Source organism: Hyphomonas oceanitis (assembly GCF_036964545.1).
In the GTDB taxonomy this organism is placed as follows: domain Bacteria; phylum Pseudomonadota; class Alphaproteobacteria; order Caulobacterales; family Hyphomonadaceae; genus Hyphomonas; species Hyphomonas oceanitis.
Genome location: NZ_JBALTL010000008.1, coordinates 16,223 through 28,672, shown reverse-complemented (window position 1 = coordinate 28,672; position 12,450 = coordinate 16,223). Strand labels below are relative to the sequence as shown.

Annotated in this window: 14 protein-coding genes; 6 read left to right on the top strand and 8 right to left on the bottom strand. The window is 58.2% G+C overall.

The window, feature by feature from the left end; translation table 11 throughout:
* Positions 1-69 precede the first annotated feature (69 nt).
* The 6 genes from V7651_RS17720 to V7651_RS17695 all read left to right on the top strand — a co-directional run bounded on the left by V7651_RS17720 (position 70) and on the right by V7651_RS17695 (position 6,302).
* Positions 70-1,416, top strand: a complete 1,347-nt coding sequence (locus V7651_RS17720; RefSeq protein ID WP_035540740.1) for an aromatic ring-hydroxylating oxygenase subunit alpha — start codon at positions 70-72, stop codon at positions 1,414-1,416.
* Complete coding sequence (locus tag V7651_RS17715; RefSeq protein WP_035540738.1) at positions 1,409-1,936, top strand: aromatic-ring-hydroxylating dioxygenase subunit beta; 528 nt, start codon at positions 1,409-1,411, stop codon at positions 1,934-1,936. Before V7651_RS17720 ends, V7651_RS17715 begins: the two co-directional genes overlap by 8 nt.
* Before the next feature lie 35 nt (positions 1,937-1,971).
* The gene (locus tag V7651_RS17710; RefSeq protein ID WP_035540736.1) at positions 1,972-3,339 is read left to right on the top strand and encodes an aromatic ring-hydroxylating oxygenase subunit alpha; all 1,368 of its coding nucleotides are present in this window, start codon (positions 1,972-1,974) and stop codon (positions 3,337-3,339) included.
* Between the two features lie 14 nt (positions 3,340-3,353).
* On the top strand, positions 3,354-3,905 hold the full coding sequence (locus tag V7651_RS17705) for a 3-phenylpropionate/cinnamic acid dioxygenase subunit beta (RefSeq protein WP_035540734.1): 552 nt from the start codon (positions 3,354-3,356) through the stop codon (positions 3,903-3,905).
* A 93-nt stretch (positions 3,906-3,998) separates the two neighbouring features.
* Positions 3,999-5,141, top strand: coding sequence for an alkane 1-monooxygenase (locus V7651_RS17700; RefSeq protein WP_277813056.1), 1,143 nt, complete (start codon positions 3,999-4,001; stop codon positions 5,139-5,141).
* Positions 5,142-5,261: 120 nt separating this feature from the next.
* The gene (locus V7651_RS17695) at positions 5,262-6,302 is read left to right on the top strand and encodes a 2Fe-2S iron-sulfur cluster-binding protein (protein WP_035540732.1); all 1,041 of its coding nucleotides are present in this window, start codon (positions 5,262-5,264) and stop codon (positions 6,300-6,302) included.
* A gap of 95 nt (positions 6,303-6,397) precedes the next feature.
* Here the strand turns inward: V7651_RS17695 and V7651_RS17690 are convergent, their stop codons facing one another.
* Genes V7651_RS17690 through V7651_RS17655 form a run of 8 tightly spaced genes read right to left on the bottom strand, consistent with a single transcriptional unit; the run spans position 6,398 to position 12,439 of the window.
* Positions 6,398-6,778 (bottom strand): hypothetical protein, encoded by a 381-nt coding sequence (locus V7651_RS17690; RefSeq protein WP_035540730.1) that lies wholly within the window; start codon positions 6,776-6,778, stop codon positions 6,398-6,400.
* Positions 6,779-6,836: 58 nt separating this feature from the next.
* Positions 6,837-7,637, bottom strand: a complete 801-nt coding sequence (gene hcaB, locus V7651_RS17685) for a 3-(cis-5,6-dihydroxycyclohexa-1,3-dien-1-yl)propanoate dehydrogenase (RefSeq protein ID WP_035540728.1) — start codon at positions 7,635-7,637, stop codon at positions 6,837-6,839.
* A 39-nt stretch (positions 7,638-7,676) separates the two neighbouring features.
* A complete protein-coding gene (locus V7651_RS17680; protein WP_035540725.1) occupies positions 7,677-9,176 on the bottom strand; it encodes an aldehyde dehydrogenase family protein in 1,500 nt (499 codons plus the stop codon).
* Positions 9,177-9,199: 23 nt separating this feature from the next.
* Positions 9,200-9,478: a 2Fe-2S iron-sulfur cluster-binding protein gene (locus V7651_RS17675; RefSeq protein WP_045695151.1), complete on the bottom strand. Its 279-nt coding sequence runs from the start codon at positions 9,476-9,478 to the stop codon at positions 9,200-9,202.
* A gap of 1 nt (position 9,479) precedes the next feature.
* Positions 9,480-9,692: a 2-hydroxymuconate tautomerase gene (locus V7651_RS17670; protein ID WP_035540723.1), complete on the bottom strand. Its 213-nt coding sequence runs from the start codon at positions 9,690-9,692 to the stop codon at positions 9,480-9,482.
* The gene (locus V7651_RS17665; protein WP_035540762.1) at positions 9,693-10,463 is read right to left on the bottom strand and encodes a 2-keto-4-pentenoate hydratase; all 771 of its coding nucleotides are present in this window, start codon (positions 10,461-10,463) and stop codon (positions 9,693-9,695) included. It lies immediately after the preceding gene.
* A gap of 9 nt (positions 10,464-10,472) precedes the next feature.
* Positions 10,473-11,504: a 4-hydroxy-2-oxovalerate aldolase gene (gene dmpG, locus V7651_RS17660; protein WP_035540720.1), complete on the bottom strand. Its 1,032-nt coding sequence runs from the start codon at positions 11,502-11,504 to the stop codon at positions 10,473-10,475.
* Entirely contained in the window at positions 11,501-12,439 is a 939-nt protein-coding gene (locus tag V7651_RS17655; RefSeq protein ID WP_035540761.1) for an acetaldehyde dehydrogenase (acetylating), read from the bottom strand. Before V7651_RS17655 ends, dmpG begins: the two co-directional genes overlap by 4 nt.
* Positions 12,440-12,450 lie beyond the last annotated feature (11 nt).

Genomic DNA, 12,450 nt, shown 5'->3' with positions numbered 1-12,450 from the left:
TATAAGCAAAATTCTGGACATGGCTGACCGAAGGAAATCTGCGGCGGCGACACGGAGGAGAGGACGCAGATGGATGTTTCCGACCTGGTCGATACGACGACAGGCCGTCAAAAGCGGACGATCTACTCGAACGAGGAGCTCTACAAACAGGAGCTTGAACGCATTTTCGGTCGCTGCTGGCTGTTCCTCGTTCACACCAGCCAGATCCCCAAAGCTGGTGACTATTTCCGCACCTTCATGGGCGAGGACGACGTCATCGTCATTCGCCAGAAAGACGGATCGATCAAAGCATTCCTCAACAGCTGCACCCACCGCGGGAACCGCATTTGCCGCGCCGATCGCGGCAATGCCAAGGCCTTTACCTGCAATTATCATGGGTGGTCGTTCGCGCCAGACGGGTCGCTCGCCGGGGTTCCGCTGGAAAACGAGGCCTATTTTGGCGAACTGGACCGCAGCAAGCTGGGCCTGGTTCAGGTAACCCATGTTGCCGAATACAAGGGCCTGGTCTTCGGCTGCTTCGATCCAGATGCGCCCTCGCTCGAGGATTACCTTGGCGATGCAAAATTCTTCCTCGATGTCTGGCTGGATGCGATGCCAGGCGGAACTTCGCTGCTCGGCGAAACCCAGAAGATGGAGCTGGGCAGCAACTGGAAGCTGCCGGTTGAGAATGTCTGCGGCGATGGCTACCATCTGGGTTGGGCGCATGCCGGAGCGATGTCGGCCGTCCAGTCGATGGACCTTGCCGGTCTCAGCGTCGGCAATTCGAGTACCAACCTCGAAGGCGGGCTTTCCGTCGCCGGAATGAACGGCCACATGGCGCTGACCTCGCTCGACGGGATTTCGGGCTACGCCTTCTACCCCGAACCGAAGCCCATGATGGATTATCTGGAGGCCAATCGTCCCACGGCGATCGAGCGGTTGGGCAAGGTGCGCGGCGAACAGCTGTGGGGTTCGCAGATCAACATCACGATTTTCCCCAACCTCCAGTTCCTGCCAGGCCTGAACTGGTTTCGGGTCTATCATCCCAAGGGTCCGGGCAAGCTCGAGCAATGGACCTGGGCGATGGTGGAAAACGACATGCCTGACGAGATGCAAGCAGCAATCCTTGACAATCAGTGCCTGACCTTCGGGCTTGCGGGCCTGTTCGACAATGACGATGGCGACAATCTAGCTGCCTGCACCGAACAGTCGCGTGGCTGGCGGACGGCGCAGATGGACGTGTTCACTAACATGGCGCTCGGCCGTTCTGGGCCGCGCGATGGCTTTCCTGGCGACATCGCAGCCGGATTGGTGAGCGAGCACAACCAGCGCTATTTCTATCGCCGCTGGCAAGAACACATGCAGGCTGAAAGCTGGGCCGAGGTTCCCACCTACAACATCAACTCGCTCTCCGTTGAGGAGCCTGAGAATGCTTGAAATGAACCCTGCCCCGGTCCTGGTAGAGGATATGATCGCTCTGACGCAGCGCCTGTATCACGAAGCGCGCCTGCTCGATGCCGAACGCTTCGAGGACTGGCTGGAGCTGCTGTGCGACGATGTTACCTACCGAATGGACCTCAAACGGCGGCGCTTCCGGGCAGATCGGTCGCCGCCGGCAGCAGTCGGCGCTGGCGTTGTTTTTAACGAGAACATCGCGCGCCTTAAACTCAGGATCGATCGCCTGCGCTCGGGATATGTGTGGGCCGAGGATCCGCCCAATTTCGTGCGCCGCGTCATATCGAACGTCGAAATCGAACCTGCGGATGCCGAAAACGAGGTGATCGTACACTCGGTGATCGTTATTCATCGCAACCGCATCGACGGCTTGGCGCGTCAATTTACTGCGGGGCGCACCGACCGGTGGCGCCATGGCACGCAGGGCTGGTGCCTCGCTGCGCGTGACATCGCGCTTGACCATGCGGTGCTGCCAGACAGCAACATCAACGTGTTTTTCTAAAATGAAGTTACAAAGAAGTTAATGGGAGAGAAATGATGCGCATTGAACGGATGGGCCGCGAGCCAGAATTTTCACAATACATGGACCTCAAGGAAGGCTGGCTCGATCGCCGGATCTTCAGCGATGCCGAGATTTACGAGGAAGAGCTGTACCGCATCTTCGCACGGTCCTGGCTGTTCGTGGCCCACGAGAGCCAGCTGCCCAAGGCGGGCGATTTTCTAACCACCCATATGGGCGAAGACGGCGTGATCGTCGCGCGTCAGCCCGATGGCTCGATCAAAGTCTTCCTGAATTCCTGTCCGCATCGCGGCAACAAGGTGTGCTTTGCCGACGCCGGAAACACCCGCCGGTTTGTCTGCAATTACCACGGCTGGGCCTTTGATACCGGCGGTGAACTGAAAGGCATGCATGAGGAATATTGCTACGACGAAATCGATATTGATCGGAAAAAGAACGGCTTGAAGCAGGTTGCCCGGGTAGCCGGTTACAAGGGGTTGGTGTTTGCGACCTTCGCCGAAGACGGTCCGAGCCTGGACGCGTGGCTGGGCGACTTTCGCTGGTACCTCGACATGTTGCTCGACAATGAGGATGGCGGCACCGAATTGATCGGCGGCTGCATCAAGTCGGTGATTAACGCCAACTGGAAGTTCGGCGTCGAGAACTTCATCGGTGATGCCTACCATGCTGGCTGGACCCATGATTCCGGCTGCCGTTCGATGAACAATGGCGAGCCTTTCCCGCCGGTCGACATGGAAAATTCCTACCATGCCAGCGTCAACGGCCACGGGTGGGAATTCGGCACCGAAGGGGTGGGCGATCTCTTCCTCCTGGGCCGACCGAAGGTTATGGAATACTATGAAAGAATCCGGCCCAAGATGGCCCAGCGGCTGGGTGAGATGCGCTCCCAAATCTTCGGATCGGTCGCCTCCGCGTCGATTTTCCCCAACGTGTCGTTCCTTCCTGGCATTTCGACCTTCCGTCAGTGGCAGCCCAAGGGACCAATGGAGTTCGAACTCAAGACCTGGGTGATCGTCAACAAATCGATGCCCGATGACATCAAGGATGAAATTACCAAGGGGGTCATGCAGACCTTTGGCCCAGGGGGCACGTTCGAGATGGACGATGGGGAAAACTGGAGTAACTGTACCACGGTCAACCGCGGCGTAGTGACCCGCCACGAACGCCTGCACTACCGCTGCGGCATATCGCGCCAGATCGAGCACGATACGCTGCCGGGCATCGTCTATCGCGGGCAGTATAACGACGCCAACCAGCGCGGTTTCTACCAGCGTTGGCTCGATATGATGGAAGCCGACAAGCTGGATGCAATGCCCGAGCGCCCAGAACCGCGCCTGACAGGCGTTAGCGAGACGCGCGACGTTCCCGGCCTGTTCGCGCTTTGAAAGGAATCATTACTATGACAAAGAACGCCACGTTCGAACGCCCGCAGACGGGCCAGAGCGCCTCGCTCGAACTGACGCACGCCTTGACCCAGACCGTCTATCGCGAAGCGCGCATGCTCGACGATGAGAACTATGTCGGTTGGGTCAAGATGCTGGCCGACGATTTGCTCTATCATATGCCCGGCATTGAAACGCGCTATCGCCGCGACAAGACCGACCAAGTAAACGATCTGACCCGGATGGCCTATTACAACGACAATCTGGAGGAGATCAAGAAACGGCTTTCGCGGCTGGAAACCGGTACGGCCTGGTCCGAGGATCCGGCCACGCGTTACACGCACATCATCACCAACGTTGAGGTAGAAATGACTGAGAAGGAAGGAGAATACCAAGTCTTCTCCAACTTCTACGCCTATCGCAATCGCAATGAGCGTGAGGAAGACTCGCTGATCGGCAACCGTGTCGATATCTGGCGCGAAGCGGGAGCTGCATTTCAGCTGGTCAAACGGCGAATCATACTCAAGCATAATGTCCTGCTCAGCAAAAACCTGAACATCTTCCTTTAGGGATGCGGCGGCACGAAATGCGAAGCCAGTCGCATTTCGTGCCGCTAACCATGCGCTCCTCGGCGCGGGGCATTCCCATATACGAACAACAATATGGCCGGCCTGCGGACCGGACGGATCGGAGAGAATAAAGTGGACGCATTACGGTATTATCTTGTGCCCGTTATGACCATGACGGGCATCGCAGGGTTTGTCCTCGGCGGCCCGTTCGTGTGGCTCGGCTTTGGCACCTTCCCAGTGCTGATGATGCTTGACATAGCCCTTCCAAATGACAGCAAAATGCGCGCACTCGGCATTTCGTCCGTCGCCGATTTAGCGATCTATCTGCAGCTACCGCTGATGATCGCACTCTATCTGGTTTTCGCCCACTCGGTAAACTCCGGCACAAATCCGATATTGGGTGATGCGGCTTCGGGTTGGCAGATCGCCGGATCGATCGCCAGCCTTGCATGGCTTTCTGCGGTTCCGACCCTGCCCGTCGCGCACGAGTTGATGCATCGCCGGCACTGGTTCCCAAGGGCTGTGGCAAAAGGATTGAGTGCCTTCTATGGCGATCCCAATCGCGATATTGCGCACATTGTCACCCATCATGTGCATCTCGACACAGCGAAAGATAGTGACACACCCTTGAGAGGGCAGACCATCTACAGCTTCGTGTTTTCGGCCACCTGGGGTTCGTACAAGGACACCTGGGATAAGCAGGCGGAGATCCTTTCGCGTCTGGGTCATTCGAAATGGAGCTGGCGCAATGCGATGTGGTTGCAACTGGTGCTGGTTGGCGCAATTATCGGTGTGATGGTCGTTCTCGCCGGTCCTATCGCCGGACTCGTGACGGTCACCGCGATGTTTTTTGCCAAGATGCTGGTTGAAGGCTTCAATTACTTTCAACATTACGGCCTGCTGCGGATCGAGGGGGAGCCGATCGCCAAGCATCACGCATGGAACCATCTTGGCATGATCGTGCGTCCGATCGGGGTCGAGATCACCAATCACATCAACCACCACCTCGACGGGCACACCCCATTCTACGAACTGCGGCCCGAGCCCGAGGCGCCGCAGATGCCGTCGCTGTTTCTGTGTTTCCTGTGCGGACTGGTCCCGCCAGTCTGGAACCGGTTCATCGCCCAGCCGCGCCTCAAAGACTGGGACCAGAGGTTTGCATCACCTGGCGAGCGCAAACTTGCACAAGCCGCCAACGCGAGGGCCGGTTGGCCGCAGTGGCTCGCCATCGACTGACACAGTCCACCAACATCCGTCCGGTCATCTGCATGTTACTCGAGCGTCGTCCCTCCGGGGATGACACTTCCTTTTACTTTCATCCCACTTGCCGCAAATCGAACAGAATAGATCGCATTCATGTTTTCCTTCCTGAAAAAGCCCAAGCCCAACAAGGTGACTGTGACCTCCGAAGCGCGGGAGTTGTTTGTCGCCCAAGACAAAACCCTGCTCGAAGCAATGCTCGCCGAGGGCATGGCCATGCCGCACGATTGCAAAGTCGGTTCGTGCGGAACCTGCAAATTCAAGCTTCTGGACGGCAAGATACGGGAATTAAGTCCATCCGCGCTGGTTCTGGAGCGCGACGAACTGTCGGCTGGATACAGGCTTGCTTGTCAGGCCCTACCTCGCTCGGATTTGACGATTGCACTCGACGCTCCCTTGTTGAGCCAGCAAGCTGTCAAAAACTATCCGGCAACGATTGTCGCAGCCACCCGGCTTTGCCCGGATATAATCAACCTCATTGTCGAGCTTGACCGACCGCTGTCCTTTACCCCAGGCCAGTACGCCGATCTGAGCCTGCCTAGCATCGACGGCCCCCGAAGCTACTCCTTCGCATTCGCACCCAAAAACGGGTCGGCAAAGCAGTTGCAATTCCATGTCCGCCATGTTCCGGGAGGCGCTTTCACCGACTGGTTGTTTGGCGGTGAACGCCTCGGAACGCAGATGGAGGTGGCGGCGCCCTATGGCGCGTTCCACCTCAAGCCAAGCAAGGCGCCAATGCTCTGCATTGCGGGTGGCAGCGGCCTCGCTCCGATCATGGCGATTTTGCAGGAGGCCCGTGCGCTTGGCGCCAATCGGCCGGTTATCCTGTTGTATGGCGCCAGGACCAAGGCGCACCTTTATTGCCTTGATGAAATCAGCGCACTCGCCGCCGACTGGAATGCGCCGTTCGAATTTATACCGGTCCTGTCCGAAGAATCACCGGATAGCCCCTGGGAAGGCGCCCGGGGGCTGGTGACGCAGCAGATCGCCGAAATACCAGACCGGGCACAATGCGAGGCCTATCTCTGTGGCCCGCCCGCGATGGTCGACCTCGCTGAAGAAGTGTTACTCAAAGCCGGCGTGTCTCGCCATGCGATCTCTGCAGATCGTTTCCTCGATCGGAGCAGCGCGCGGTAACCCCGCACTAAAATAGCCTGTGCGCCAAGCGCTGTTTTGCGCCTTGGAGCAACAATGTCAAGCCGGGCGCGAGACAGTGATTCTGCAACCCCGAGTCAGTTATCGACCCGGATCATCTTGCCAACCATTTCCTGGATATCCACCTTTTGGGTGTTGTCGAGCAGAACTGCAACGCGGTTCAAGGTAGCAATAACTGACGTGTATTGACCATGCGCGTAAAAGGCGTCGATCGGATAGACGACTGTCTTGTCGACAGGTGCACGATGGTAGCTGAGCTGCCCGATCCCGTAAATTGCGAGTCCCCCGGCTTCGGCATGAGCCATCATACGTTCGGCGCGATCTCTTGTGAGATCGCCGCCGAATTCGACCAGTTGGGGAGGCGCGACGGTCGGACCAAGGTGCGTCGGTTTCCACCGGGCGGCTCCAATAACCCCCGAAATGACGAACAAGTCGGAAAATTGAAATTTCTCAGCCATGGCTTCTATCCTCCTATCATGCGCTTGATACTAACAACCCTAGCTCTCGGCATCGTGTTCACCCGTCCGGACGTTTCCCGATTCCGATTCCGCCATCGCTGAGGAGCACTGTTCCGGTCATGTACGAAGAGTCCCGCCGCGAAGCCAAAAGGGTATAGAGACCAGCATGGTCGGCAGGTTCGGCGATCCTTCCGAGCGGAGTCATGCCGGAAATCAAATCGTCAAGCCCGGGCATCTGTTCCATCTTCGTCTCTGCAAAGCCGCCGGTCTGGGTACCGCTGAGCGGGGTCCGTGTCCCACCCGGCGCAACGCCGTTGACACTGATGTCCGGTGCTAGTTCCCAGGCCAGCTGTTTGATAAGCCCGAGCACAGCGTGCTTGGACGCAACGTATAGAGTGCCGCCTCCTCCAGTGTAGTAGCTTGAAGTCGAGGCGGTAAAAATAATACTTCCCTTAACCTTCCGGAGCTCGGGGATGGCGGCGCGGGCACCGAGAAAGTAGCCCTTGAGGTTGACATCGAATATCTCGTCAAAAACCTTTCCGAGCTGCTCGGGCTCCTGCTGTTCGAGCGGAACCATGAAATCCCAGATTCCAACGTTCCCGACAAACACATCGAGCTTGCCGAACGCCGCCACGGTTTCCGCAACGGCGCGGGAATTGTCCGCATAGGAACGCACGTCTCCCGTTACCACGACGACGCTGTCTCCATGTCGCGAACGCACCAGTTCTGTCTGCTCGTCATCCTTGACGAGCACGCCGACCCTGGCGCCTTCTTCGATATAGCGCGCGACTACCGCCGCGCCGATCCCGGTGGCGCCACCGGTAAGTAGCGCCACCTGTCCATCAAGCCTCTTAGACAATTTTCTCTCCTTCTTCGCCGATTGTCGTTCAGTTCAAAATTACTGATCGAACATCCCGGTGCGACCCTCTTGCAAGTTCACCACGACCGACTTGGTCTGGGTGTAGTGGTTAAGCACTTCATGACTGAATTCACGACCGAACCCGCTCTGCTTGTAACCGCCGAGTGGCATGTTGGCCTTCAGATTGTAGTAGCGGTTGATCCACACCGTGCCGGTTTCGAGCTTGCGTGCCATGCGGTGCGCGCGCGCAATATCGCGGGTCCAGATACCACCCGCGAGGCCGTAATTGGTATCGTTCGCCACCTTCATCATATCGTCTTCGTCCTTCCAACTAATCACGCTGGTAACCGGGCCGAAGATCTCTTCACGCGCGATACGCATCGAGTTGTTGACGTTGGTAAAGACCGTCGGGCTGATGAAGTGCCCATCGGCAAGATTGTCGTTACGGCTGCCGCCGGTCAGAACGGTGGCGCCTTCTTCGGTAGCCAACTGGAGATAGCTCTCGACCTTGTCCATTTGCATCTTCGACGCCTGTGCGCCGAGCTGGGTCGCAAAGTCCAGCGGATCGCCCTGACGAATACCTTCGAGCGCCACCTTGAACTTCGCAAGGAACTCATCCTGGATCGACTCGTGCAGGAACAGGCGTGAGCCAGCCAGGCAAACTTCGCCTTTGTTGAGCACGGTCGACATCGTGGCACTTTCGACCGCGGCATCGATATCAGCATCCCCACAAACGATGTGCGCGGACTTACCGCCCAGTTCGAGCGTCTGCGGGATGATATTGGCGGATGCATATTGCATGACCCGGCGGGCCGTCGCCACCGACCCGGTGAAGGCGACCTTACGGACGTCCTCATGAGTCACAAGCGCCTCACCGACGTCAGGACCGTAGCCGGTGACCACGTTGATCACGCCTGGGGGCAAAAGATCCGCCATTTCTACGAAGAATTCGATCACCGAAAGGCAGACCGTCTCGGCAGGTTTAAGCACAACCGTGTTCCCTGAAGCAAGGGCTGGCGCGATTTTGCACGCCATCATCAGCATCGGCACGTTCCACGGGATAATCTGCGCGCACACGCCCAGCGGCTCGCGGTGAACGATGCCGACAGCATCGGGGAAATCCAATGTCTGACCATGAAGGCCATACGCCGCGCCGGCAAAAAGCTCGAATTGGCCGATTGCCTGAGGCATATCGAAATACATCGATTCGCGGATTGGCTTACCGTTGTTCAGGGTCTCAAGCGTGGCATAATGCTGATGGCGCGCCTTGAGCCGACGCGCGACCTCAATCAGGATTTCCTGACGTTCGGCAGGCGAACTTTCTGACCACTTCGGAAAGGCGGCCTTTGCAGCGGCCACTGCACGCTGGATATCCTTGGCATTACCGGCCTGGATCTTGGTCAGCACCGCGCCTGTGGCCGGATTGATCAGGTCGATCGTCTTCCCACTATCACCGGAAATCCACTCGCCGCCGATAAAGTGACCGTATTCGCTCTTAATTCCGTATTCGTTTTCAACGTTTTTGAGTTTGGTAGCCATTTCATATCTCCTCTAGATTTATATTACACTTCGATTAATAAGTCAGCGGCCGGATAGAGGCGGCATGCTAGGGCATAACCCGCTTCACGGTCGCTTTCTGAAACCTTTGCGGCACTCATTTTGCCGGTCTTATAGCCCCCTTCGACCACTTTGACCCTGCAGATCCCGCACCCGCCGCCCCGGCAACCAACGCCAATATCGCTCGATCCGCATCGCTCCATGGCCAGCAAGACCGACTCGTCCTCACCGCAACTGAACTCTCCGCCGCCGACAATCCGGATCAGGTGCAGCCCAGTTGTCACGTCATTCCTTCCCGGCGGCCTTTGCGGCCGCTTTCGCCGCGAAGGACTGTCCACCGACCGCGAAGTGGCCGCTCGGCATCTCGCGCAAGATAATGCGGACCGATTCACGCGGCGCCCCGATCGACGTTATGGCAGCATCGGTCAGGGCTTGGATCAACCGTTCTTTGTCATCCGGCGATCTACCCTCGAGCATGTTGACCTCGATGATTGGCATTTACGCCTCCACCTGAAACATTACGGCACCAAGCCCCTGGATATTCGTGCGGACGGTTTGACCGGGCGCGAGATTGGGAGCGGCGGTGATGCCACCTGCCATGACGATGTCGCCTGCTGAGATTTCTTCTCCGCCTTCAGCGACAAGTCGCGCCGCGGCGACCAACGACCGCAAGGGATGGCCGAGAATAGCTGCAGTCGAACCGACCTCGATCACATGGCCGTCGATTTCGAGAACAACCCCGAGGTTCGAGAAATCCTTGGCTGGATCGTTCCATTGTCCGATCACAAGGCCAGAAGACGAGGTGTTGTCGGCAATAACATCAGACAAAGCGAACTTGAAGTTCTCGTACCGGCTATCAATGATTTCCATTGCTGGAGCAATCGCTTCGACCGCCGCCAGCGCCTCCATCGCTGTGACCTTTCCGGAAAGCGGCGCCTTCATAAGGAAGGCCACTTCCGGCTCAACCCGTGGGTGAACGAAACGTGCGCGAGACATCGACGCGCCTTCCTCGATCAGCATCGCGTCGGTCAGGCGTCCCCAGGCTACCTCGTCGACCCCGACCTGCAGCATCTTGGCCCGGCTCGTCAGACCCATCTTGACTCCGATTCGGCGTTCACCGCGGCTGAGGCGACGATCGACCGACAGCTTCTGCACCAGATAGGCATCCGCCACACTCAGATCGGGGTCGGTATGCGTCAGTTGGGGCGTTGCGCGCGCATGAAGCGCCGCGCTGTCCAGAATTTCCGCGTAACGTTCAATCTTGTCCATTGCCATCGCCTATGTTGCCCGCGCGGAAACGAGATCGAGCGCAACATCGACAATCATGTCTTCCTGCCCGCCAACCATGCGCCGTTTACCCAGTTCGATCAGAATTTCGCGGGTGTCGAGGCCGTATTGTTCGGCCGCCTTTTCCGCGTGACGAAGAAAGCTTGAATAGACACCGGCATAGCCCAGGCTCAGCGTCTCGCGGTCGACCCGCACCGGGCGATCCTGGAGTGGACGGACCAGATCTTCCGCTGCGTCCATCAACGCCATCACGTCGCATCCATGGTTCCAGCCCTTTCGGTCGGCCGCAGCAACGAACACTTCGAGCGGGGCGTTGCCCGCCCCTGCCCCCATGCCTGCAAGGCTGGCATCGATCCGTACTGCGCCTTCCTGAGCGGCAACGATCGAATTTGCGACACCGAGCGACAAATTGTGGTGGGCATGCATGCCGCGCTGGGTTTCTGGCTTGAGAACGCGGTCGTAAGCCCGCAGCCGCTCGCGCACACCGTCCATGTCGAGTGCGCCGCCGCTGTCGGTCACATAAACACAGTGCGCGCCATAGCTTTCCATCAGCATGGCCTGCTGGGCCAGCGCCTCGGCGTCGATCATGTGGCTCATCATCAAAAAGCCCGATACATCCATACCAAGATCGCGGGCGATACCGATATGCTGCTTGGCAACGTCTGCTTCAGTGCAATGGGTTGCAACACGTACCGAGCGAACACCCAATGCGTAAGCGCGGCGAAGCTCTTCGACCGTGCCGATGCCAGGGACCAGCAGCGTGGTCAGCACCGCCCGTTTGATCACGTCGGCTGCCGCCTCGATCCATTCCCAGTCGGTGTGAGAGCCAAAGCCATAGTTGAATGACGTGCCGTTGAGACCGTCACCGTGCGACACTTCAATGGCGTCGACACCGGCATCGTCCAGGGCCTTGGCGATCGTGCGGACGCTGTCGGTGCCGTACATGTGAAGGATTGCGTGCATCCCGTCACGCAGGGTGACGTCCTGGATGTAAAGCTTGCCGGTTTCAGGGTTGAAGGTCATGGTGCCACCCTTTCTAGGTTCTGCAATGCAAGCCGCTCGCCGGCCGCCTTGGCCGCAGCTGTCATAATGTCGAGGTTGCCGGAATATTTTGGCAGGTAATCGCCCGCCCCCTCTACCTCGAGGAAAACGCTGGTCTTGAGACCGACGAACTCGCCATAGCCGGGGATTTTGAGAGGCTGGTTCGAACCAAACCGCTCGAACTGTACCTCCTGCTTGAGGCGATAGCCGGGGACATAAGACTGGACGGTCTGCACCATGTCCTGCACCGACTGCCGGATAAGATCCTCGTCAACCTGATCGGTCAGCGTGAAAATCGTGTCGCGCATGATCATCGGCGGTTCAGCCGGATTGAGGATGATAATCGCGCGTCCGCGGCGCGCACCGCCAACGACCTCGATCGCCTTAGCAGTGGTCCGGGTGAACTCGTCGATATTGGCGCGGGTTCCCGGCCCCGCTGAACGCGACGAAACCGATGCGACAATTTCTGCGTAATGGACAGGACTCACGCGTGATACGGCTGCGACGATCGGGATGGTCGCCTGGCCTCCGCAGGTGACCATGTTCACGTTGCGGACGCTGCTGTCGAGCACATTTCCGACCGGGGGCACGAAAAATGGTCCCAATGCTGCGGGTGTCAGGTCAACGACCAGTTTGCCATCCTGCTGCAACGCGGCATCATGCTCCTTGTGGGCGTAAGCCGAGGTCGCGTCAAAAGCGATCCCGATCTCCGAATAGACGGACAGCTTGCGTAGCCCTTCAATCCCCTCGTGGGTGGTTTCCACGCCCCGTTCGCGGGCCATCGCCAGCCCCTCGGATGCCGGGTCGATACCAACCACTGCGGCAAGTTCGAGCACATCTGAACCTTTGAGCAACTTGATCATCAGGTCGGTGCCGATATTTCCCGAGCCTATGATCGCACATTTCATTTTTGGCATACGCTTGTCTT